Annotated in this window: 21 protein-coding genes and 1 pseudogene; 8 read left to right on the forward strand and 14 right to left on the reverse strand. The window is 56.8% G+C overall.

Annotation, left to right across the window (positions count from 1 at the left end):
• Nucleotides 1-161 precede the first annotated feature (161 nt).
• Both WX88_RS18990 and hpf read left to right on the forward strand, forming a co-directional pair.
• Nucleotides 162-1,040, forward strand: coding sequence for a tyrosine-type recombinase/integrase (locus WX88_RS18990; protein WP_046245991.1), 879 nt, complete (start codon nt 162-164; stop codon nt 1,038-1,040).
• 38 nt (nt 1,041-1,078) lie between these two features.
• Nucleotides 1,079-1,378, forward strand: coding sequence for a ribosome hibernation-promoting factor, HPF/YfiA family (gene hpf, locus WX88_RS18995; protein WP_046245992.1), 300 nt, complete (start codon nt 1,079-1,081; stop codon nt 1,376-1,378).
• A 119-nt stretch (nt 1,379-1,497) separates the two neighbouring features.
• On the opposite strand, the gene metK is transcribed toward hpf, so the two are convergent.
• The 3 genes from metK to WX88_RS19010 form a co-directional block, all read right to left on the reverse strand.
• Nucleotides 1,498-2,760, reverse strand: coding sequence for a methionine adenosyltransferase (metK, locus tag WX88_RS19000; RefSeq protein ID WP_046245993.1), 1,263 nt, complete (start codon nt 2,758-2,760; stop codon nt 1,498-1,500).
• A 272-nt stretch (nt 2,761-3,032) separates the two neighbouring features.
• Nucleotides 3,033-4,253 (reverse strand): class I SAM-dependent methyltransferase, encoded by a 1,221-nt coding sequence (locus tag WX88_RS19005; RefSeq protein WP_046245994.1) that lies wholly within the window; start codon nt 4,251-4,253, stop codon nt 3,033-3,035.
• 29 nt (nt 4,254-4,282) lie between these two features.
• The gene (locus WX88_RS19010; RefSeq protein ID WP_046245995.1) at nt 4,283-4,894 is read right to left on the reverse strand and encodes a hypothetical protein; all 612 of its coding nucleotides are present in this window, start codon (nt 4,892-4,894) and stop codon (nt 4,283-4,285) included.
• A 153-nt stretch (nt 4,895-5,047) separates the two neighbouring features.
• Here WX88_RS19010 and WX88_RS19015 point away from each other — a divergent pair, with 153 nt between their 5' ends.
• The gene (locus WX88_RS19015) at nt 5,048-5,800 is read left to right on the forward strand and encodes a DUF4397 domain-containing protein (protein WP_046245996.1); all 753 of its coding nucleotides are present in this window, start codon (nt 5,048-5,050) and stop codon (nt 5,798-5,800) included.
• A gap of 125 nt (nt 5,801-5,925) precedes the next feature.
• The gene (gene ahcY, locus WX88_RS19020; RefSeq protein WP_046245997.1) at nt 5,926-7,245 is read left to right on the forward strand and encodes an adenosylhomocysteinase; all 1,320 of its coding nucleotides are present in this window, start codon (nt 5,926-5,928) and stop codon (nt 7,243-7,245) included.
• Nucleotides 7,246-7,396: 151 nt separating this feature from the next.
• Here ahcY and WX88_RS19025 read toward each other — a convergent pair whose 3' ends face one another.
• Entirely contained in the window at nt 7,397-8,497 is a 1,101-nt protein-coding gene (locus WX88_RS19025; protein WP_046245998.1) for an acyltransferase family protein, read from the reverse strand.
• A gap of 134 nt (nt 8,498-8,631) precedes the next feature.
• Between WX88_RS19025 and WX88_RS19030 the strand changes: the two are divergent.
• Nucleotides 8,632-8,847: pseudogene (locus WX88_RS19030) on the forward strand (adenosylhomocysteinase); the annotation flags it as partial.
• Between the two features lie 52 nt (nt 8,848-8,899).
• Here WX88_RS19030 and WX88_RS30275 read toward each other — a convergent pair.
• The 10 genes from WX88_RS30275 to tssD all read right to left on the reverse strand — a co-directional run bounded on the left by WX88_RS30275 (nt 8,900) and on the right by tssD (nt 17,729).
• The gene (locus tag WX88_RS30275; protein ID WP_156176272.1) at nt 8,900-9,409 is read right to left on the reverse strand and encodes a hypothetical protein; all 510 of its coding nucleotides are present in this window, start codon (nt 9,407-9,409) and stop codon (nt 8,900-8,902) included.
• Between the two features lie 20 nt (nt 9,410-9,429).
• Entirely contained in the window at nt 9,430-10,497 is a 1,068-nt protein-coding gene (locus WX88_RS19040; protein ID WP_046246001.1) for an LLM class flavin-dependent oxidoreductase, read from the reverse strand.
• Between the two features lie 528 nt (nt 10,498-11,025).
• A complete protein-coding gene (locus WX88_RS19045; RefSeq protein ID WP_231590746.1) occupies nt 11,026-13,086 on the reverse strand; it encodes a prolyl oligopeptidase family serine peptidase in 2,061 nt (686 codons plus the stop codon).
• A complete protein-coding gene (locus WX88_RS19050) occupies nt 13,064-13,261 on the reverse strand; it encodes a hypothetical protein (protein WP_156176273.1) in 198 nt (65 codons plus the stop codon). Before WX88_RS19050 ends, WX88_RS19045 begins: the two co-directional genes overlap by 23 nt.
• A gap of 68 nt (nt 13,262-13,329) precedes the next feature.
• Entirely contained in the window at nt 13,330-14,424 is a 1,095-nt protein-coding gene (locus WX88_RS19055) for a hypothetical protein (RefSeq protein ID WP_156176274.1), read from the reverse strand.
• 308 nt (nt 14,425-14,732) lie between these two features.
• Nucleotides 14,733-15,062: a hypothetical protein gene (locus WX88_RS30280; RefSeq protein WP_156176275.1), complete on the reverse strand. Its 330-nt coding sequence runs from the start codon at nt 15,060-15,062 to the stop codon at nt 14,733-14,735.
• Complete coding sequence (locus WX88_RS19060; protein ID WP_046246005.1) at nt 15,059-15,370, reverse strand: YrhB domain-containing protein; 312 nt, start codon at nt 15,368-15,370, stop codon at nt 15,059-15,061. The genes WX88_RS30280 and WX88_RS19060 overlap by 4 nt, the downstream gene beginning before the upstream one ends.
• A gap of 34 nt (nt 15,371-15,404) precedes the next feature.
• Nucleotides 15,405-15,587 (reverse strand): hypothetical protein, encoded by a 183-nt coding sequence (locus WX88_RS19065; protein WP_046246006.1) that lies wholly within the window; start codon nt 15,585-15,587, stop codon nt 15,405-15,407.
• A 191-nt stretch (nt 15,588-15,778) separates the two neighbouring features.
• Nucleotides 15,779-16,432: a hypothetical protein gene (locus WX88_RS19070; RefSeq protein WP_046246007.1), complete on the reverse strand. Its 654-nt coding sequence runs from the start codon at nt 16,430-16,432 to the stop codon at nt 15,779-15,781.
• A gap of 43 nt (nt 16,433-16,475) precedes the next feature.
• On the reverse strand, nt 16,476-17,729 hold the full coding sequence (tssD, locus tag WX88_RS19075) for a type VI secretion system tube protein TssD (protein ID WP_046246008.1): 1,254 nt from the start codon (nt 17,727-17,729) through the stop codon (nt 16,476-16,478).
• Between the two features lie 102 nt (nt 17,730-17,831).
• Here tssD and WX88_RS19080 point away from each other — a divergent pair, with 102 nt between their 5' ends.
• The 3 genes from WX88_RS19080 (at nt 17,832) to WX88_RS19090 (ending at nt 21,200) form a co-directional block, all read left to right on the forward strand.
• The gene (locus WX88_RS19080) at nt 17,832-18,083 is read left to right on the forward strand and encodes an HNH endonuclease signature motif containing protein (protein ID WP_046246009.1); all 252 of its coding nucleotides are present in this window, start codon (nt 17,832-17,834) and stop codon (nt 18,081-18,083) included.
• Nucleotides 18,084-18,248: 165 nt separating this feature from the next.
• Entirely contained in the window at nt 18,249-18,707 is a 459-nt protein-coding gene (locus tag WX88_RS19085) for a hypothetical protein (protein WP_052732857.1), read from the forward strand.
• Nucleotides 18,708-18,710: 3 nt separating this feature from the next.
• Nucleotides 18,711-21,200, forward strand: coding sequence for a hypothetical protein (locus WX88_RS19090; RefSeq protein WP_197076851.1), 2,490 nt, complete (start codon nt 18,711-18,713; stop codon nt 21,198-21,200).
• Nucleotides 21,201-21,204 lie beyond the last annotated feature (4 nt).

The following is a 21,204-nucleotide window of genomic DNA, read 5'->3' on the forward strand; positions in this document are numbered from 1 at the left end:
GAAACCTCAGTTTTCGCTAGCGTCGCTAAAACCGGCTGGTTTGCCAACTAGGGCAAACCAGCCGGTTTTTTCGCGTCCATTAAGCAGCGTTTGCTTGTTGGGAAATAAAAAACCATTACTTTGGATGCCCGGCCCATACGTCGGGCATTTTTGGTGTTGGTATGGATGCTTTTCTTGATTTTTTACGTTTTGAGCGGCGCTACAGCTCCCACACGGTTACCTCGTACCAAACGGACCTGGGCCAGTTTACGGCGTATCTGAAATCAGCTTATGACCTGGCTGACCCAGGGCAGGCCACGCACCCGCTCATCCGTGCTTGGGTGGTGGAACTGATGCAGCAAAACCTAGACCCGCGCACCGTGAACCGGAAGGTGGCCTGTCTGCGCTCTTTCTATAAGTTCCTGCTGCGAGCGGGCCATATCGCGGCCAACCCCATGCTGCGCATCAAAGCGCCGAAAATGGCCAAGAAGCTGCCCGAATTCGTGCCAGAAGAGGCTTTGAACGGGCTCCTGAACTCTTTTGAATTCAGCGACGACTTCGCCGGGCAGCGCGACCAGCTGGTGCTGGAAATGCTGTATGGCACGGGAATTCGCTTGTCAGAGCTCATCGGTATTCAGCCTGAAGACGTGAGCCTGGGTGCCAGCACTGTGCGCGTGACCGGCAAAGGCAACAAGCAGCGCCTAGTGCCCTTGAACCCCACGCTCAAGCTGGTGATAGAGCACTACCAGGCTCGGCGGGCCCATGAGTTTGGTCCAGTGGGTGGGCCGCTGTTGCTCACCGATAAGGGCGAGCCGATGTATGAGAAGTTCGTGTACCGCACAGTGAAGCACTACCTGAGTCAGATTACGACTTCGGCAGCGCAACAGCACCCACACGCCTTGCGGCACGCTTTTGCAACTCATTTATTGGGCAAAGGAGCCGATCTCAATTCCATTAAAGAACTGCTGGGCCACGCCAGTTTGGCGGCCACTCAAGTCTATACTCACCTGTCCGTAGACCGGTTAAAATCCGTATTTGAACAAGCCCATCCACGGGCTTGAGTTTCTTTTACCCTTTTACCTTCTTAATCAACTGCTTTATGAAAGTACAGATGCATTCGGTGCACTTCGACGCCGACAAAAAACTGCTTGACTTCGTGCAGCAACGCCTCAATAAGCTCGAGACTTTTTATGATAAAGTAACCGGCGGTGAAGTTATCATGCGCCTTAACAATAAGGACGGCAATGAAAACAAGACCGTTGAAATAAAGCTGTTGGTGCCTGGCACCACGCTCTTTAGCCAAGAAGACGCTGCCTCATTCGAAGCGGCTGCCGACGCTGCGGCAGAGAACTTGCGCCGTCAAATCACCCGGTACAAGGAAAAAACGTTGAGTCATTAAGTCATCCTTCGGCTATTAGCTGATAGCTAGTAAATTTTTGTAGTGTTTAAAACGAGAGTGCCCCACCTGATACAGCAGGTGGGGCGCTCTTATTTCAATAGCTTATCAGCTCAAATCTTCTATAGGCTGAACTCGGCTTTGATTTGAGGTACGTAGTCGAGCTTTTCCCAAGTGAAGGTTTCGAAAGTCTTGACTGCACCATCCTTCATGGTTACTTGCACGGTGCCGGGCTGGCGACCCATATGACCGTAAGCTGCGGTCTGGCCGAAAATCGGGTTTTGAAGGCCGAAGCGCTGCACGATGGCATACGGGCGCAGGTCAAAAAGCTTATTTACTTTCTCTGCAATTTCGCCGTCGGTAAGGGCGCTGCCACTGGTGCCTTTGGCCTTGGTAGTGCCATAGGTAGTCACGAATACACCCACGGGTTGGGCCACACCGATGGCGTAGGCTACCTGCACGAGCACTTGGTCGGCGACACCGGCGGCCACCAGGTTTTTGGCGATGTGGCGAGCGGCGTAAGCGGCGGAACGGTCCACTTTCGAAGAGTCTTTGCCGGAGAATGCGCCACCACCATGAGCACCTTTGCCACCATAGGTATCCACGATAATTTTGCGGCCGGTGAGGCCCGAGTCGCCGTGGGGACCCCCGATGACGAACTTACCCGTGGGGTTGATGTGGTAGGTAATCTGGTCGGTGAACAGGGCTTGAACATCGGTGCTCAGGCCAGCTTTCACGCGGGGGATGAGAATGGACAGGACATCTGCTTTGATGCGGTCCAACATCACGCTTTCCGAGGCATCAAACTCATCGTGCTGCGTGCTGATGACGATAGTGTTGATGGCCTCGGGGTGGTGGTCGTCGGAGTACCGAATGGTGACCTGACTCTTGGCGTCGGGCCGAAGGTAGGGCATGTCGCGGCCTTCGCGGCGAATGGCGGCCAGCTCTTGGAGCAGGCGATGCGACAGGTCCAGGGCCAGCGGCATATAGTTAGCCGTCTCGTGGCTGGCGTAGCCGAACATCATGCCTTGGTCGCCGGCACCTTGGTCTTCATCTTTGGCGCGCTCCACGCCTTGGTTGATGTCGGGTGACTGCTCGTGCAGACGGTTCATCACCTCGCAGGTATCGGCGTTGAAAAGGTATTCGGGCTTGTTATAGCCAATGCGGCGGATAGTTTCGCGGATAATGGGCTCTGCATCGACGTGGGCCGTGGACTTGATTTCGCCAGCAACGAGGGCAAAATCCGTAGTTACGAGTGTTTCGCAGGCTACTTTGGCGGTGGGGTCCTGGCGCAGGTACTCGTCGAGGATGGCGTCAGAAATCTGGTCGGCAACTTTATCGGGATGGCCTTCCGAAACCGATTCGGAAGTGAACAGATAGGGCATTGAAAGCGCGAAAAGAGCGGAAAAAACAAAAAAATACACCCGTCAGGCCGAAACCGGCAGGCGGGCGCAGGGCAAAACTACGAAAATCTAGGCTACTGAGAAGTGCGGAAGGCTCAGGTAGATAGGGCACCGCACAATTACTAGTCAGTTCAGTACCCGGAGGCTCGTCATTGCGTACCACGATTGCACCACTCAGGCCCTATCGCTCTATCCCATTGAACGTATCGAAAAGCTGGCGGCTTGCTCTGGCTGTTCCCATGAAAGAAAACTGATCAAGGCTGCGCGGTGACATCAGCCGCTGGGGCAGGCAGCTTCTCACATACCAACACTACGGGCCGGCCACGCAGGTCGGTGGTGGCAAACAGATACACTTCACCGCCTTCGCGGATGCCCGTACGGCGTCGGAAGTCGGCCACCGAATCGGGGAAATTGCGGGTAGTAACGTGAGCACGAGCTTCGGGACCGAGATAGGCCTTCAAAGCGGTGCCATCGGCCTTTTCCACCGCCAATACCCGGAAAATACGACCCGGGAAATCAGTCCGAAGTACATCGGAGGTATATAGGTGGCTATGTTGATGCAACTTCAGCAGTTCGAACGCCGTGCCGATGCTGCGGAACGCGCCCGCTTTAAGCACGGCGGCATTGGGCTCGTACAGGAACTGCTGGGCTTCGGCATAGCGGGGAGTGGCGCGGGCTTCGCGGGCACGATTGAGGCGAAATTCCTGCTGGCTGCCGTCGCGGCGTAGGTTGAGGGCGTAGCGCTCGGGGTCGATGGCTGGCTCTTGCCCCAACTCGTAAAGCACTTCCTTCACCTCGTTGTCCACGGCTATTACCCAGAGGCGGCGGACGTGGCCGAGGCCCTGCACGGCATGCTCAATATCAAGCATAGGCGAGGTTTTGAGCAGGATTTTATTGGCCCTGTGCAGGAGCAGAGGCAGCAGTTTCACCACGTCGGGCTCGCAGTCGCGGAGCAAAAAGATTTTGCGGGCGGCGGTATCACGTCGGGCGGGGTCAAGATATAGCCAGTCGAAGTGGTGTGGCGTGCTTTTGAGAAATGCCACAGCATCGGAGGCGTGCACTGCCACATTAACAAGTCCCAATTGAGCCATGTTATAGCGAACAATAGCCGCCAGCTTAGGCTCGCGCTCCACATAATCGACTTGCGCTACGCGAGCGGCAAAGTGGGCGGTGTCGGCCCCGAAGCCACCGGTAAGGTCGGCCAGCCGCTGCCCATCTACTAAGCCGGCCTTGAAAGCCGCCGTGCGTGCCGACGACGCTTGTTCGACGGAAAGAGAGGGAGGGAAAATCAAGTCAGGATTATCCGCCCACTGGGGCAGCTTGGTCCGGGCTTTCTGACGAGCCTGAATCTGGCGTACCAGCTCGGGAACGGGCAGGCCAGGATGGCGGCGGGCTTGGAGGGCCAGGTGGGCGGGGTCGTCGTGCAAGTGCGCGGCCACGTAGCGCCTGGCCGCTTCGGGCAAAGGGTAGTCCATGGATGAGACTATACGGAAAAAAGCAACGTTTAGCGCAAAGCCCAGCGTATGGCGAGCAGCGGCTGCCCCGCAGGTGCGGCGCCAAAGCCCACGCCTGCAGGCCGCAAGCGTGGCCACACGCTACCGCGTGCAGGCCCGGCGTTGTAAGCCGAAACTGCGCGAAGCAAATGCGTATTGGTGTTGCGGTTGATAAAAACGGTAGCTAAAAGGCTGGTGGCGAACACGCCGATGGCAACTTTCTGCGTATTGTTAAAATACTGCCGGTCGTCTTTGGCAAGTATTTGCTGGCCATAGAGCCCGAATGAGCCAACGGCCACCAAGCGGTCAATCAGGAAAAGGGTTTTCTGGCGGCGATAATTGTTGAGATGGGCCAGCGCCTCGGCATTGCCGGCCAAGTATGGGCGTAGCTTTTGACCGAAAAAGCCAGCGGTTTGATAATTATCACCGCTCGCACCCGGGGCTAGGAAGTCAAAGTTATGCTGTGGGCCATTCAGGCCCCGCTGCGCATCTTCGGGCAGCAAACGAATGGTAGCGGGGGCCTGCTGCGCCAGAATAGGGGTGAAGATGCTAGTAGACAAGGCCATAATGGCCGCGCCGCGCAGCCACCACCGTAGTGGGACCAGTCGGTTAGTTAGATGCATAATAGCAAAGATAGTAGGGCTATTGAAGGGGCGCCGGCAAGCTTGGCTTGATTTTTTCTGGCTGCTGACTCAACAAAGCGACCTGCTTACACGTTCAGGCCGAGCCAGCCGGGATTTCCTCGACGGTATCTTTCACCACCAAACTGGGTTTTTATGCAAACATCTTTCATCCTCCGCCGTGCCATTCAGGCTATTCTGCCGGCCACCCTACTGCTGGCCGCGTGCGACAAAGACGACAAGCCAGCGCCTCCTGCGCCTGACCAAGGGAGGGTACTGATTTCGCATTCCGCCGCTGCTGCCAACACGCAGGTAACGGCGTTTGTGAATGACCAACAAGTAGGCCAATTGAACTACGGTCAAGCGAGTGGCTACCTTAATGTAAATACTGGTACCGCAAAATTACGCATCAACAGTGGTGCTAATACAGTTGCAAACCAAGACCTTGTAGTGGCGAAGGACCAGAATTACTCGGTATTTGCTTACTCGCCAAATGCTACTATCGGAAGCGTAGCGCTTCTTCAGGTACCTGACGACCTGACTGTCCCAACCACGGGCACGGCAAAAGTACGCATCGTGCATTTGGGTGTTGGGGCAGCTACGCCGGTTCGGCTATCAATTCCCTCCGCCACCCCGACGGGCGCTCCTAACGACCTAACTACTGATGTTGCGTTCGGAACTGCCTCTAGCTTTGTTGTAGTCAACGCTGGTCCACTTAGCTTGTCTGTTACATCTGCAGCCACACCACGCACGCAGGTCGTAGCTGTCGGCGACGGTACCGGTGCAGGCACAGCTACTACAAAGACATTTGAATCTGGAAAAATCTACACTGTTGTGGTGCGTGGAATTGCTGGTAGCAGCGTTCCAACGGTTCAGCAGCCTCAGGCCGTAATCATTCAAAACAATTAGTTAACGGTAATCTCAGTTTTTTCTTACTAAAGCCTGGACCGTAAGGTCCGGGCTTTTTGCATCATGAGGCGAACAAATACAGTACCTTTGTAGTTGAAACACGAAACTATAATATAACCTGCATCATGGTGGAAACCACGACGAAAACGTACGTTCCGTACAAAGTAAAGGACATGAGCCTGGCCGAGTGGGGCCGCAAGGAAATTCGCCTCGCTGAAGCCGAAATGCCGGGCTTGATGAGCCTGCGCGAGGAGTTTGGCGCTGCCCAACCCTTCAAAGGTGCCCGCATTGCTGGTTGCCTGCACATGACCATTCAAACGGCCGTACTCATTGAAACCCTCAAGGCCCTGGGTGCGGAGGTGACGTGGTCGTCGTGTAACATCTTCTCGACCCAAGACCACGCTGCTGCAGCCATCGCTGCCGCTGGCATCCCGGTGTATGCCTGGAAGGGCATGAATGAAGAAGAGTTCAACTGGTGCATCGAGCAGACGTTGTATTTCGGCGAAGACCGTCAGCCGCTGAACATGATTCTCGATGACGGTGGCGACCTGACTAATATGGTGCTGGACCAGTACCCGGAGTTGGCTGCGGGCATTAAAGGCGTTTCGGAAGAAACTACCACGGGGGTACTGCGCCTCTACGAGCGGGTGAAGAATGGCACGCTGCCTTTCCCCGCCATCAACGTCAACGACTCGGTGACGAAGTCGAAATTTGACAACAAGTACGGTTGCAAAGAGTCGGCCGTGGATGCCATCCGTCGGGCTACCGATGTGATGATGGCTGGTAAAGTAGCAGTAGTAGCTGGCTATGGCGACGTAGGAAAAGGCACCGCGGCTTCGTTGAGCGGCGCTGGTGCCCGCGTTATCGTGACGGAGATTGACCCCATCTGCGCCCTGCAAGCGGCCATGGATGGCTACGCGGTGAAGAAGCTGGCGACGGCCGTAAAGGAAGCCGACATCGTGGTGACGGCTACCGGAAACTGCGACATCCTCACCGAGGAGCACTTCCGCAGCCTGAAGGACAAAGCCATCGTCTGCAACATCGGCCACTTTGACGATGAAATTGACATGGCGTGGCTGAACCGCAACTACGGCCACACCAAAGACACGGTGAAGCCGCAGGTGGATATCTACACCATTGAGGGCAAAGAGGTCATCATCCTCGCCGAAGGCCGCCTCGTAAACCTGGGCTGCGCCACTGGTCACCCTTCGTTTGTGATGTCGAACTCCTTCACCAACCAGACCCTGGCCCAACTGGAGCTGTGGGAGCGGGCTGACCAGTACGAAAACCAAGTATATACGCTGCCCAAGCACCTGGACGAAAAAGTAGCCCGCCTGCACCTCGCCAAAATCGGCGTGGAGCTGGATGAGCTGACGCCCAAGCAGGCTGACTACATTAAAGTATCGGTAGAGGGTCCGTTCAAGTCGGATTTGTACCGCTACTAAACATAGAGTAATAGCTAATAGAAAAAGCCGCTGGCCCATTGGGCCAGCGGCTTTTTTGTTGTCTGCCTATTTTGAAAGCTGTTTGCGGCTCTATGCGTTTCAGCTACTGTAAACACCTTGGTATTGCCAGCGCTCTCGGACTGGCAGATGCCTATGCCCGTACCGTTCGTACCACTTCAAACTTGCGCTTCAGGCGGAGTATCTGCTTCTCAAACAATTCATACGATAAGGCCGCGACGCAAATAGTGAGTCCTATTATCATAAGCAAACGGAGAATCTGATTATCAGCGAAGAAGTGAGGATGGGTGTCAAGTACGTATATGATGGGACAATGGTACATGTAGAGGCCATAGGATATTTTCCCCAGATAGTTTACTGTCTTGCCCATAGTAGTAGGAGCCGTCGTCGCTTGTTCTGCATTATTGAATAAAATCATGCAAAAAATAAATGCCAGCGGTAAAAGAGGGAGGTATTTTTTAAATACAGCAAAAGTTAACGATGTAAAATCTGCCATGTCGATGATTGCGAGTAGGAGAGTCAGATATAATAGGGCCGCAAATAATGTCCAGCGCGGTAGTTGCAGGTTGATGGGATTGTTGAAATGCCTCCAGGCCAGCCAGCCACCTAGTGCTAATATATCGCACCGGCTAAGCGTGTGACAGTAGATAATCATCCAATTGTATTGAACTGTTATCGTTATATAAGCCCGGAAAGCAATGCTCAGTACTACGATGCCTCCGAACAACCAAGGCAACCGACGGGTAGGAATAAGCAGTATTAAGAGAGGAATGAGAAGATAAAACTGCTCTTCAATACAGAGCGACCATAATGGGTTGAGAGTGGCAACAGTCCAACTGTGGTCGACCATCCAGAAATTGCCGGCAAAGTAGAGGAAGCTGTAAAAATTAACCTCTGGATTGGAGTGGTGATGCAAAACCCAGGCTAGCGCAATAATGGCATAATATAACGGGAATATGCGTAATGAGCGGCGTATGTAAAACCGGCGCAGACTGATACTTCCGGTATTGTCTTTCTCGGCTAGTAACAGGTAGGTAATAAGAAACCCGCTGATAAGGAAAAAAAAATCGACACCTATTGGCAAGTTGTGCAATAACTCTGTGAGAGCTTTGGGGAGAAAAGCTTTGAAATTGAGGGTGCTATGATAAACGACTACAGCCAGTGCCGCGCAGCATCTAAGAACATCAAGTCCCCTGAACTGCACAGTAGAGGGGACAGGGCGTGAGGTGTGCATAATATAGAAAGAAGGAGTAAGCTGAGAAGTAAAAAGCTCAACAGGTTATAAAGGTAAGCATCCCAGCCAGAGCCGCTGTCAATAGAGTACGAGGGAGAAGAGGTATTAGCGTCGTGTTTTAGTGTCACATAGCATTATGCCTGATGAAGCTGTGGGAGCGGGCTGACCAGTACGAAAACCAAGTATATACGCTGCCCAAGCACCTGGACGAAAAAGTAGCCCGCCTGCACCTCGCCAAAATCGGCGTGGAGCTGGATGAGCTGACGCCCAAGCAGGCTGACTATATCAAAGTATCGGTAGAGGGTCCGTTCAAGTCGGATTTGTACCAATACACTGCTGCCAACAAGTAAAAACCCGCCTGACGTAATGCCAGGTGAGTTTTTTAGCTAATTTCGGTTTAGATTAAAGAGGTGTCGATGCGGCAGGCATGATTCCCTCGAATACCTCGCCGCTGCTTGTGAACATGTTGGTGCCAAGCAATTGCCACTTATGATTCACCATAGCCATGTAGCGTACTTGCGGCCCAAGTGGTGTCAATGCACCGCTCACTGGTTCCCACCGGTGACCTAGCGTGAGCCCCGATATCGTGGCAAATAGACCCCGTGGTACGATAATGCCATCTGCTGTGCGGTACTCGGCCAACAACGTTAACTCATTGCTGCCACCAAGTGCAATACGCTGAATGGTGCTAGCATTTCCGAGAGGCATATTTGCCGGAACGTTTGAAAGCAAGTTTTTGGAAGGAACAGAGGGGGTACTTCCTCTGCTGCAAACTATTAGTAATCCAAAGATAAAAAACAACGCAGCACCTAATCCAATGTGTTGTTTAACTAATCTTGCCGCTCGAAAAAAGACATAAAACAAACCAATTAACAGTGATATGTTCAGAATGGACCAAAGTAGATTGAGCATGGAAAGGTGAGAAAAAGGACCTAGTTTGATGCTAGGGGTTTAGCGTTTTGACTCGCATTACCGAGCGCCTTCCGCACTGCCGGAGCTACCTGAGTTCCGAAAAGTTCCGTTGACCGCACCACATTGGCGTGCGAAATACCTTCTACTACGAGCTGCGCTATAAAACGCGTGTTGTTGAATAAACCGTGCAAGTATAATAGCTTGGCAGTGATTTCTGCCGGCGTGCCCACAAATAGCGGCCCTTCGGGCCCACGTAGGAAGTCGAAGTGTCGCCGGTCCATGGGTGACCAGCCTCGTTCGCGGCCGATGCGGTTCATTAGCTGTGAGTAAGGCGGAAAAAACTCATCGGCGGCTTGCTGGGAGGTGTCGGCGATGTGGAAGTGGCAGTTGAGGGCAAGGGGCAGTTGGGCTGGGTCGTGGCCGGCTTTCTCGGCCGACTCGCGGTAGAGCTCGGCAAACCGTAGGTACTGGGCCGGGGCCCCGCCAAGGATAGCAATGGTGAGCGGCAGGCCCAGTCTCCCGGCCCGGATCACGGAAGCGGGCGTCCCACCTACGCCAACCCAAATGGGCAATTGGGGCTGTGCGGGACGTGGGTATACGCCTTTCTCAATAATGGCGGCGCGGTGCTTGCCCTTCCAGGAGACGACTTCATTCTGATTGATTGCAAGCAATAATTGCAGCTTTTCAATGAACAGCTCGTCATAGTCTTCCAAATCGTAGCCAAACAGCGGGAACGACTCAATAAAAGACCCACGCCCGGCAATGATTTCAGCCCGACCACCAGATAATAAGTCCACCGTAGCGAAGTTCTGGAAGGTGCGCACCGGGTCGGCGGAGCTAAGGACCGTGACGGCGCTGGACAGGCGGATGCGTTTAGTGACGGCCGCTACCGCTGCGAGGATAACCTCCGGGGCGGAAATGATGAAGTCCGGCCGATGGTGTTCGCCCAGGGCCAGTACATCGAGACCAATTTCATCAGCCAGCCTGGCTATGGCCAGCAGTTCTTGCATGCGTTGCTCGGCAGAACGGTCGGCACCTGATACATGAGCGGGAGCGACTTCGCCGAATGAGCTAATTCCTAATTCCATAATGAATTTCGTTCTACCTAATCAATATTGGAAGCGCAGGCGAGGCAGAATGTTTCCGAATAGAAGGGCAGCCGCAAAGCTGCGCCATAGTCGTAGAGAATGGTATAAGCAGAACTTTAAGTAGCAAAGCGGCGGTGCCCGGAGCGGTTTCGGAGTCGCTGTACCATAGCGCGAACTCTGTAGTCGCGTCCTCGAACGAGTCGGTCAGCGCGAGAACGCGAACTACAGAGTTCGCGCTACGGCTCGCTGTACACTGGTACTGAAGCCGCTTTAAGCAGAGATGCTACCTGACTCATCAGCATAGGAAACGCGGGTTGCTCTTTTTATGGTGATACTAGAGACATTGGTTAAATTTTCCCTAGTCTAGTGTTTTGTGCGAACAGGAAAGCCTGGCCAGATGCTGCAAATACAATCCGGATGTGCAGTTGGGTGCAATTGCCAGCCATAAGAGTGTACGATAGAGCGCCGCCGCTTCGCGGCTCGTAATTAGTCAGGTTATTATGCTACCAACGCGGCGCTGCGGCTTCCTTACTGCTTCACAGCTGGTGTCACCCCCATGTTGGCGTAGCAGAAGCTCCATACGTCGGCCCACTCGGCTATCTGGAGCCTGGTGCTTTTGCCGGCGCCGTGGCCGGCGTTTACATCCACGCGAATCAGAGTCGGGTGTGGGCCGGCGTTGGCGGCTTGCAGGGCGGCGGCGAACTTGAAGGAGTGGGCGGGCACCACCCGGTCGTCGTGGTCGGCGGTGGTGATGAGGGTGGCGGGGTAGGCAGTGCCGGGCCGGAGGTTGTGCAGGGGCGAGAACTGACGCAGATTTTCGAACTGAGCCGGGTCGTCGGAGGTGCCGTATTCGGGGGCCCAGTTCCAGCCGATGGTGAACTTTTGGTAGCGCAGCATGTCCAGCACACCCACGGCGGGCAGGGCTACTTGGCACAGGTCGGGGCGCTGGGTCATGGTGGCGCCCACGAGCAGGCCGCCGTTCGAGCCGCCGGCGATGGCGAGGTGGGCGGTGTCGGTGTAGCGGTTGGCTTTGAGATATTCGGCGGCGGCAATGAAGTCGTCGAATACATTTTGCTTGTGCGGCGTCATGCCGGCCTGGTGCCAGGCTTCGCCGTACTCACCGCCGCCGCGCAAATTGGGAATGGCTAGGATGCCGCCGTTTTCGAGCCACAGCATGCGGGCCACCGAGAAGCCCGGCGTGAGGGAGACGTTGAAACCACCGTAGGCGTAGAGGTAGGTAGGGTTCCGGCTGTTCAGCTCCACGCCTTTTTTATGCACGATGAACATGGGAATTTTCGTGCCGTCCTTGCTGGAGTAGAACACCTGCGTGGTTAGGTAGTCCTGCGGGTTTACATCTACTGTGGGGGCGCGAAATACGGTGCTGGTATTGGTAGCAATGTCGTACTGATAGATGGTCGTGGGGTAGGTAAACGACGTGAAGGCGTAGTACACTACCTGGGCATCGCGCCGGCCGCCGAAGCCGCTGGCCGTACCAATGGCTGGCAGCTGCACATCGTGCTGAAACTCGCCCAGCTCGGAATATACCTTCACCTGTGAGCTGGCATCGTTCAGGTAATCGGCAATGAGGTGGCCGCCCACCTGGCTCACGCTTTCGAGTTTGTTCTTGCTTTCGGGCAGTACATCGTGCCAGTTAGCTTCCTGCGGCTGCCTGGGGTCGATGCGGACGACGCGGTAGCGGGGAGCCTGGTAATTGGTGTAAACCAGCACCTCGCCGCCCACGTTGCCGATAACAGTGTTGTTGAACTCGTACGACTCGATGAGCGTGGTCCAGGTGGCGGCTTGCTTGGGGTCGGTGAGGTCGCGCACCTGCAGGCGGTTGCCGTCCGACTTGCCATCGGTGAGGTATAGGCACAGGAACCGCTCGTCCTCGGTGGCGCTGGCAATGCGGAAGCCGAGGGGCATTTCCGGGTTTTCGTACACCAGCCGGTCGGCGCTCTGGGGCGTGTTGAGCTGGTGGAAATACACCTTGTGGTACTCGTTCATGCCGGCCAGCTTGTCTTCGCCAGCTTTGGGAGCGTCGTAGCGGCTGTAGTAGAAGCCGTTTTGGACCCACGACGTGCCGGAGACTTTCACCCAATTCAGCTCTTCGGGCAGCAGCTCATTGGTGGTCAAATCCAGGATGCGGACCTGGTGCCAGTCGGAGCCACCGCCGCTGGTGGCGTAGGCCAGGTAGCGGTGGTCGTTGCTGAACTCGGTGCCGGCCAGGGCCGTGGTACCATCAGCCGAAAACTGGTTGGGGTCGAGCAGCACTTTCGGCTCCGTGTTGCCGCGCTGGCGGTAGACGACCGCCTGGTTTTGCAGGCCGTCATTTTTGCTGAAAACCAGGTCTGAACCTACTTGCTCGGGCACGCTATAGCGCTCGTAATTCCACATGGTGGTGAGGCGCTCCCGGATTTTATCACGAAACGGAATCTGGTCCAGATATCCGAAGGTGACTTCGTTTTGAGCCGTTACCCAGGCCTTGGTTTCGGGGGCGTCGAGGGCTTCGAGCCAGCGGTAGGGGTCGGGTATTTGCACGCCGAAATAGGTGTCGGCGAAATCAGATTTAGGGCTGTTGGGATATTGCACGGCGGGAGGAATCGGGGAGGGCAGGGCCGGGCTGGCGAGTAGGTTCGGCAGTTTCCGGAGACGTCGTTTCGGTCAGGGCTTGGTGGCGCGGCATGGTGTTGCGCGCTGGTGGCGTGGTAGTGCGGCAGGCGGTAAGGGCCACCAATACGGTAAATAAAGGCAGGGCAGCTTTCATAGGGAACGGGGAAAAGGCCATTGCCCACCCGAACATCCGTCGGAGCAGCAACCCAGTACTACCGAAAGTTAGTCCATTTGAACGTCATCGGCAATGCTCCCCGCCGGGCCATCGGGCGCGGGCTTCGTGGTGGGCGCGGCCGGGGCTACTGTCACGGGAGATTGGGCGGCCACGGCCGCTACCAGCTCCGGCAAGTTATTACGTAGCCATTGCAGCTCTTCATCTACCCGTTGGCTTACCAGGCGCTCTACTTCCAGGCGCTGGGCCGGGCTGAGCTGGTCGGCCACCGGGGCCGCCGTGGTGGTGCCAGGGGTTGGTGCGGCGGCCAGTACCAGGGCTTCGGCGCGCTTCACGCGGGCCACCGAGTCGGCAACGGCGGCGCTGGTTTCGGCCGCGGCAGCCTGAGCAGCAGTAGCGGCCTGCTTGGCGGTGAGGGTTTCGCGGCGCTGCTGCCGGCGCCATTGGCCCAGCGTTATGCGCAGCATGATGTAGAGCACCAGGCTCAGGATGCCCAGAATCAGTGCCAGGGGGGCGGCAAAGCGGTTGAGCAAGCTGCCCGCGCCGGTGGCGGATTGGGTGGGGGAGGGGAGGCCCGCGGCGTCGCGCTCAGCAGCAGCCTGAGCTTCGGCTGCTTCGACCACGCCGGGGGCACCGCTGCTGGTGGCTGCCGTGTCGGCGGTTTCGGGAACTATGGCGGCGGGCACATCACCGGGGGGCGTGCCGCTTACCACGTAGTTGGTCAGGGCGGTTTCGAGGGCGGCTACGCGGGCCATGCGGGCCGGGTCTTTGCGGCGGGCCGGCGAGCTTTTTAGCTTGCTGATAATGGCCTTGGCCAGGGCTGCCAGTCGGGCGGGGTTGTCTTTTTTGCCCTGATAAATGCTGCCCTTGCCTTCGATGGGCTCGTACAACAGGCTGTACACGCGCAGGCTATCGGGCCGGATGCTAGTGGCCAGGCCTGGCAGGTTGCCGCCTTCGCAGCGCACGGTGCTTTTGAGGTTGGGCCGGCCGGCATCGTCGTACACGAAGCGCACGGTGGCGCACCAGATTTGCACCTTGGCTTCATCGAGCGAGGGCTGGCCGAGGGGCGTTTGGGCGCGGAGCGGGCTTGCAGTTGCTAGTAGCACAGCGGCCAAAAAGGTGGCCAAAGCAGGGCGAGAAATCATAAGCAGCATGGTTTTTACCGGAAAGTACGCGGTTGGGCTCAACTTATTGTGGGGCCGGTACCATGCGGCGAGACTTGGCGAGCGTTTGGAGGCTGAAATTTCGGAGGCGGCGCGGTGGAGGGACCTCACCTCCAGCCCCTCTCCCAAAGCGAGGGGAGCCTAGCATCAGCACAGGGCTAGTGCTCCCTCTCTTTGGGAGAGGGGCCGTGCCCGGTAGAGGACAGGGGAGATGCTTCGGTTGCGCTCGGCATGCCTCGTCTCTTACTGCATCATTTTCACATCATAAGGCTTGTAAACTATCCTGTGCTTCACGATGACCTTTTTCGACCATTAGACGGGGAAGTTGGCAGCCCGTCATCCCGCACCAGGACGGGGTGCCGAAACGGTCGCACCCGGATAATTGCCTGCCAGCCCGCCGGAAAAGCATCGGTCCCGAACACGCTCCCCGTCGGCGTGGCCACCTCCCTGATGTCCCAGGCGTCGGCCGGGTCGAGGTATACGAACTTGGAATGCAAGGGCCGGGGCACCGCCGGGACGTGCAGCGGCCCAGTTTGGTACATGTAAGTTGCATCGCGCACGAACGCTGCGTTCGTGCTGTTAGTGGCCGATGGCCGGTAGCTTGGCGGTAGGGTACTCAAAACCAGTTGTAAGGCTGGCCGTTGCTGGCCGCGTATTGGGCCAGCAGGTGCTTGGTGGGCATGGGTGGAGCCACGAAGGCAATACCCGTTTCGCGGTTGACCACAATGGGCCCCACGCCGATGGCCATGGCGCGCACGTTGCCGGTATGCACGTATTCGCGGGTGTTGAAGGGAAACAGCCAAGCCAGGTCCGACTCCACTACCAGCGGTTCGATAAGGACTAGGTCGAGGGCGTCATTGCCGGGCAGCTCCCCAATCACGCTCAGCGTGGTTAAGGCAATTTTTCGGGCTTCTTGCTTGGTCAGCATCTGCGAAAAGGAAGTTAGGTGGGCCAGGAGAGAGCTAGGGCACGGGCACCGGGTTGGGAATAATGCCGAGCTTGAGGTCGACCTCGGAGCCGTAGCGTTCCTGTGCCTCCGCCGGGCTGGTCATAATGCCCTGCGGGTACTGCGGGCCCCAGGTTTGGCCTTCGATGATGGTGGGCACGCCGTCGTGGTTGGTGATGATGACTACGTGCGCATTCACGTCCTTCTGGCCCAGGATGAGCAGCAGGGCATTGGTGCCCGGCGCGTAGCTCGCTACTACGCGGAAGGCTTCAAGCCAAGAACAGGTAGCTTAAATTGGAGGTGCACTTGCGCCCATTACCGACCAGCAAGTGATTGGAACAGGGTCTGCTCTACCCAAAGTTTGTCCCGTTTATGCGCTCGCCATCTGCTTCAGCCCCAAGGCGTCCACTGGCCAGTGCTGGGCTGTCGGGCCGGGCGCCCGTCATCCAGCACCGGAACTGAGCCTTGGAACGGCCCCACCCGAATAACCTCCTGCTCACTCTCTGGAAACGCATCGGTCCCGAACGCGCTCCCCGCCGGCGTGGCCACCTCCCTGATGGCCTCGGCCGGGCCGAAGCTGACATACCCGAGTTCGAAATGCAGGGGCCGAGGCACCGCCGGCACATTCGGCGGGCCGGCTTGGTACATGTTGTTGAGCTGCAACGGCAGGGCCAGCTCCACAGTTTCCTCGTACGCGGCCCCCGGCTCCACCCGCGTCATGAACGGGATGCGCAGCGCTTCCACCATCAACCCGGGGGGCACGTCGGTCACCTTCTTGCTCACCGTCACGGCTTCGGGACTCACCTCAACGTTGGCCAAGTTGGGCAATACGCCGAACAGAACTTGGTTGCGGCCGGGGTCGCGCCAGGCCCTTTTCCAAAGCTGGTTCAGGAAGTAGAGCGGCTGCGCGCCGGTGTTGCGCACGCGGTAGTGCAGGCGCAATGCCCCGGCGGCCGGGCCGTCGGTCGAGGCCGTCACCGTCAGCGTGCAAGCATCGGTTTCGGCCGTCAGGGTTTCGCTGGTCAGAAAGTCTGCTGTCGTCATGAGAACACTGCGAATGGGAAAAGGCATAGCCAGTGTGCTGGCGTTAGTAATGCTCGCGGAGGGGCTGCGGCGGATTCCACTCTGCCCGAATCTTGTTTTCTGTAATCGGGTATTTGTCGTACGGCGGTACGCCTACGGTTTCCAGTTCGTACACATGGACTTCAGCCTGCTTCTTAGGCTTTTTCACTTCTTCGGCATCGTCCGGTTTCTCAGTCTTTTCTGGCGCCTGGGTATTGTCCCGTTTCTCGGCGTCCTGCGGCTGCTTATCGTTGTCCGGCTCGGGCTGCCCGCCGTTAGGCGCAGAGCCCCGCCGCATTCGGCCGTGGGCTGCCTGCTCGGCATGAATCAACTCGTGCGCCAAGCCAATTCCGGGCGGCCGCTCCTGCCACGCCTTCTCGCCACCGATGCTGTTGAAGGGATTGTAACGGATGCCCATCGCGGTGCCCGCGCCCGGAGTTTTACCGTCTTCGTCATAAAAGGCCGGGGGCCAGTAGCCGTGAGGATATTCCTTGCTGGCATTGGGAAAAGCAGCACCGTTTACTTCTCCATAAAAGATTTCTATTCGCTTGCCTGACGCTTGCAAAGACTCTAGCAATTTCCGGCCTGTTTTTGTGTCGTAGAGCGCTTGCAAATCTGCCATCACCGCCTCTTTAAAGCCAGCCGGAACGGGGCCATCGTTTACGGGCCGCGAAGTCACGTCAAACGTGTGCCTGAGTAACTCGGTCACGGCCGGGCTTATCACCGCCGTGGTGGGTCGAACGAAGTACGTGGATGGGTCGTTCACGTCGAAAGCCGAACTCTTGGCCAAGGTTTCTCGCAGCACACCGGAGACGGGCGAGCCGGCAGCTGCCGCTACCGCCGCCAGCGCTTCGGCCGGCCCCGCCGTGGAGGTGGCTGCTACGGCCGCGGCCACCGCCGCGGGTCCGCCGGCCCGCAGCTCAAAGGTGGGCGCGGTGATAGCGAGTAGGCACACGTAGGAGCCATCGCCGTCCGCGCCGCTTTCGAAGGCCTCATTGTACTGCACGCAGTCGCCTTCGGAAAAAGCAATGGTTTCGTAGGCAATGCGCTGGGCCGAGTCGTAAAAGACGACCTCGCCGGCCAAGGGTTTGCGCGGCGTATTCGCCCAGTTCAGAAGGGCGTCGTCCTCGGGCACGTCAAGGACGAGCTGTAGAGGGGAGTGGCGGACCTTGGCCGTTACCCGGCCGCGGGCATCAACATTTTGGTGGCATGAGTAGTTGCAGCGCACCACACGATAACTGTGGCCCTCAACGTGCAGCTCGGCATAGAACGACGCCATGGAGTGGATTGAAAAGAGGAAAGTACTCTTTGAGAAAGCTAAAGTACTCGCCGACGCGGACATTCCCTTAAATGCAGCCCCAGAACTTGAGGCGAATAAGGGGTGCTACAGCTGCTCAGCTGCCCCGTGCCGCTGCTCAACGCCTGCCACATCGTGCCCTGGGCCACAAGCCACGACGACCCCCTGCCCAACGGTGTGGCCCTGGGTCCCAACCTGCACCGCGCCTTCAACCATCACCTGTTTATTAATATGCAGGTGCCTGCGGGCTTCAATGAACCCAGCCGCGGTGGCTACGGCGTGCGTCGCTTCGGGGGCAGGCGCTGCGGCTGCCCCGGCAGCGAGAGTGGTGGCTGAAGGAGGAGAATCTAACGCAGCAGCGGGCGCGTTCCGAGGCCTACGTTTGGGCTGCTGGCTGCCTCGTAGTTCACTGATTACCCGCCCGTATTCTGGCGTGATGAACCCAGTCCCGCTCTGCTCTAAGGCCATCGGAAGACCCACGCGCAATTATCTTCGGCGGCCATGCTCGCCATCTACCTCCGCCGCTTCCAGAAACTCCGCGTCGCCCGCAGCCGTCAGCACGGCGAAGCGCCCTACAAGCCCGCCCTGCTGCTGGCAGTGCTCGAAGGCATCGCCGACGGCTCTATTGCCGACAACCGCATCGAAATCACGCCCGAGCTCATCGCGGCCTTCAAAGCAATTTGCGCCGACCTGAGCACCTCGCCTCTGTTCACGGCCGCCAACTTCGCCCTGCCCTTCTACCACCTGCGCTCCGACGGCTTCTGGCAGCTGCACACTTGGCCGGGCCTTGAAATTCTGCTCACCACCTCCAACTCCGTCCGCAGCTTCCGCCACTTGCGCGACGTGGTGGCCTACGCCTCGGGTATTCAAACGAAGAGGAAATTATCAATTAAACTCTGTAGTAAATCCCGGACTTATACATACCTTTCACACCTATTCTTACCTATCAATTATACGTAGTTCATGGATTTATTCTCTACCCAACAACCTGACCTTAAGAACCTCTTTCTGCAACTTTTTCACTGCTCTGAAGAGCAGGCCATAGACAATCTGATTGGGAAATATCCTAGCGTTTTCGCTTCAAGCGACAATTGGAAGCCACTCGGCGGCAGTGCGAATATGTACGGGGTTATCGAAAACCAACAAGCTTCGCCGATTGCGGCGCTTGTGGAGAAGATAACTAACTCCATCGACGCCACGCTCATGCGCAAATGCTATGAGGCGGGCGTTGACCCAAAGGGTGCGGATGCACCTAGAACGATGGAGGCTGCCGTAAAGCAATTCTATGCAGGCCAAGCCGAGCAATGGGATTTGCCCTCTTTTCGTAAAAAGCAGGCTGAGAACATCCAAATCATAGCATCGGGGCCGCGCATGAATACTTCACTGACTATCTATGATAGCGGCGAAGGGCAGCACCCAGACAAGTTCGAAGACACCTTTCTTTCCTTGTTGCGAGGCAATAAGAATGAAATTCACTTCGTGCAGGGCAAGTACAACATGGGCGGCAGTGGTGCCATTGTGTTTTGCGGGAAGCGTGGATACCAATTGATGGCCTCGCGACGCTACGACGGTAGCGGCCCATTAGGATTCACCCTGATTCGGGAGCACCCCCTGACGAAGCAGGAGCAAGGTTCGCTTAAGAACACCTGGTATGAATTCCTGGTATTGGACGGTAAGATTCCCTCCTTTCCAATCACTGAGCTTGATTTGGGCTTGGTGGGACGCTCTTTTACGACGGGCTCTATCATTAAGCTGTACTCCTATAGCCTGCCGCCGGGTTCTCGCTCCGTTATTTCCCGTGACTTGAATCAGAGCCTTAATGAGTTTCTATTTGAGCCTGCGCTGCCTATCCTAACAGTTGACACCAAGGAGCGGTATCCAGATGATAAAAACCTAGAACGCCCGCTTTTTGGCCTGAAACGCCGGTTGGAGCAGGATGATAAAGCCTACGTGGAGGAAAATTTCGTGGAGGACTTCACTGATGCGCTATTTGGGAAGATGCGCGTGGCGGGGTATGTCTTCAATACCAAAGTGGGCGGTAAGTCAGCTAAGGATTCCATTCAGCGCGAGTTTTTCAAGAACAATATGACCGTGCTGTTCTCCATGAATGGGCAGGTGCACGGCCACTACACTTCTGAGTTCATCACCCGCTCGCTGAAGCTAAACCTGCTGAAAAACCATCTGCTGCTGCACGTCGATTGCACGAACATGAGCTATGAGTTCCGCAAGGAGCTGTTCATGGCTTCGCGTGACCGGCTCAAGGGCAGCGATGAAACAACCAAGCTGCGCCAATTCCTGGCCACGAAGCTGGGCAAAGCCGGCGGGCGACTGGCCGAGATTGAGAAGAAGCGCAAGGACTCTATTGCGGTGGATGGCGGCGACTCCAAAGAGCTGCTGAAAAACGTCACCAAGAACATCCAGATGAACCCGGAGCTGCTGAAGCTACTGGGTAGCACGTTCAAGCTGGAGGAGAAGAAGCCCCAACCTGACAAGCACGACAAGCCGGAAAAGAAAGTCCCCTCGAAACCCGCGTCGGAGCCATTCAAGCCGCAGCGCTTCCCCACGTTTTTGAAGGTGCGGGGGCACCACGACGGCGACAAGGCCCTAACCGGCATTCCCTTGGGCGGGGAGAAAACAGTGCGTTTCGATACCGACGTGGAGAATCAATACTTCAACCGCGTGGAAGAACCGGGCGAACTGAAAATTGCGCTGCTCGGCGTGAAGCGGGCGGCGGGCAAAAACACCAACGGCAGCAGCACGAGCAGCGGCGGCAACTTAGACGCTACCGCGTGGGCGGTGGAAGACGTGCTGAACGTGAACGTGAGCAGCCCGCAGGACGGCACCATCCGCGTCACGATGAACCCGCAGAAAGACGCGCAGGTAGGCGATGCCGTGCAACTGAAAGTGTCGCTGACCGCACCCGGCGAGGAGTTGGAAGAAATATTCTGGGTGAAGATTGCCGATAAGGACGCGCCGCCCAAGCCCATGCCCCAGCCCGAAGAGGAACCGCTGCAAGGCCTACCCGAGCCCGTGTTTATGTACAAAGAACCCAAAGACAGTGCGCTGACTTGGGACCAGATGGAAGAGGCAATTGGCGTATCGGTAAACCACGACACCGTGGTGCACCCAATGGCCTCCGGTGAAAACCTCGAAAAGATTTACATCAACATGGACAGCAAGGTGCTAAAGAGCTTCCGCTCCAAGCACCGCAACATCACAGAGGTTCAGCTAGAAATATCCGGGCGCAAGTATTGGACGGCGGTTTATATGCACACGCTCTTTCTGTACAGCATCACCAAGAACCGGAAGTACCAGATAACCCAAACAAAAGCCGGCGAACAAGACCCGGTAGACGTGGCCGACTACATCAAGGACTTATTCGAGAACTTTTATTCAGAGTTTATTTTGAACTTCGGCGGAATGGAAGAAATGATGCAAGGGCTAGGAGAATAATTTT

This window comes from Hymenobacter terrenus, assembly GCF_000972495.1.
In the GTDB taxonomy this organism is placed as follows: domain Bacteria; phylum Bacteroidota; class Bacteroidia; order Cytophagales; family Hymenobacteraceae; genus Hymenobacter; species Hymenobacter terrenus.

What these genes read in the sequence shown, in the direction of transcription:
- WX88_RS18990 (WP_046245991.1), top strand. Translation starts at nt 162, where the DNA reads ATGGATGCTTTTCTTGATTTTTTACGTTTTGAGCGGCGCTACAGCTCC.
- hpf (WP_046245992.1), top strand. Translation starts at nt 1,079, where the DNA reads ATGAAAGTACAGATGCATTCGGTGCACTTCGACGCCGACAAAAAACTG.
- metK (WP_046245993.1), bottom strand. Translation starts at nt 2,760, where the DNA reads ATGCCCTATCTGTTCACTTCCGAATCGGTTTCGGAAGGCCATCCCGAT.
- WX88_RS19005 (WP_046245994.1), bottom strand. Translation starts at nt 4,253, where the DNA reads ATGGACTACCCTTTGCCCGAAGCGGCCAGGCGCTACGTGGCCGCGCAC.
- WX88_RS19010 (WP_046245995.1), bottom strand. Translation starts at nt 4,894, where the DNA reads ATGCATCTAACTAACCGACTGGTCCCACTACGGTGGTGGCTGCGCGGC.
- WX88_RS19015 (WP_046245996.1), top strand. Translation starts at nt 5,048, where the DNA reads ATGCAAACATCTTTCATCCTCCGCCGTGCCATTCAGGCTATTCTGCCG.
- ahcY (WP_046245997.1), top strand. Translation starts at nt 5,926, where the DNA reads ATGGTGGAAACCACGACGAAAACGTACGTTCCGTACAAAGTAAAGGAC.
- WX88_RS19025 (WP_046245998.1), bottom strand. Translation starts at nt 8,497, where the DNA reads ATGCACACCTCACGCCCTGTCCCCTCTACTGTGCAGTTCAGGGGACTT.
- WX88_RS30275 (WP_156176272.1), bottom strand. Translation starts at nt 9,409, where the DNA reads ATGCTCAATCTACTTTGGTCCATTCTGAACATATCACTGTTAATTGGT.
- WX88_RS19040 (WP_046246001.1), bottom strand. Translation starts at nt 10,497, where the DNA reads ATGGAATTAGGAATTAGCTCATTCGGCGAAGTCGCTCCCGCTCATGTA.
- WX88_RS19050 (WP_156176273.1), bottom strand. Translation starts at nt 13,261, where the DNA reads ATGAAAGCTGCCCTGCCTTTATTTACCGTATTGGTGGCCCTTACCGCC.
- WX88_RS19055 (WP_156176274.1), bottom strand. Translation starts at nt 14,424, where the DNA reads ATGATTTCTCGCCCTGCTTTGGCCACCTTTTTGGCCGCTGTGCTACTA.
- WX88_RS19060 (WP_046246005.1), bottom strand. Translation starts at nt 15,370, where the DNA reads ATGCTGACCAAGCAAGAAGCCCGAAAAATTGCCTTAACCACGCTGAGC.
- WX88_RS19070 (WP_046246007.1), bottom strand. Translation starts at nt 16,432, where the DNA reads ATGACGACAGCAGACTTTCTGACCAGCGAAACCCTGACGGCCGAAACC.
- tssD (WP_046246008.1), bottom strand. Translation starts at nt 17,729, where the DNA reads ATGGCGTCGTTCTATGCCGAGCTGCACGTTGAGGGCCACAGTTATCGT.
- WX88_RS19085 (WP_052732857.1), top strand. Translation starts at nt 18,249, where the DNA reads ATGCTCGCCATCTACCTCCGCCGCTTCCAGAAACTCCGCGTCGCCCGC.
- WX88_RS19090 (WP_197076851.1), top strand. Translation starts at nt 18,711, where the DNA reads ATGGATTTATTCTCTACCCAACAACCTGACCTTAAGAACCTCTTTCTG.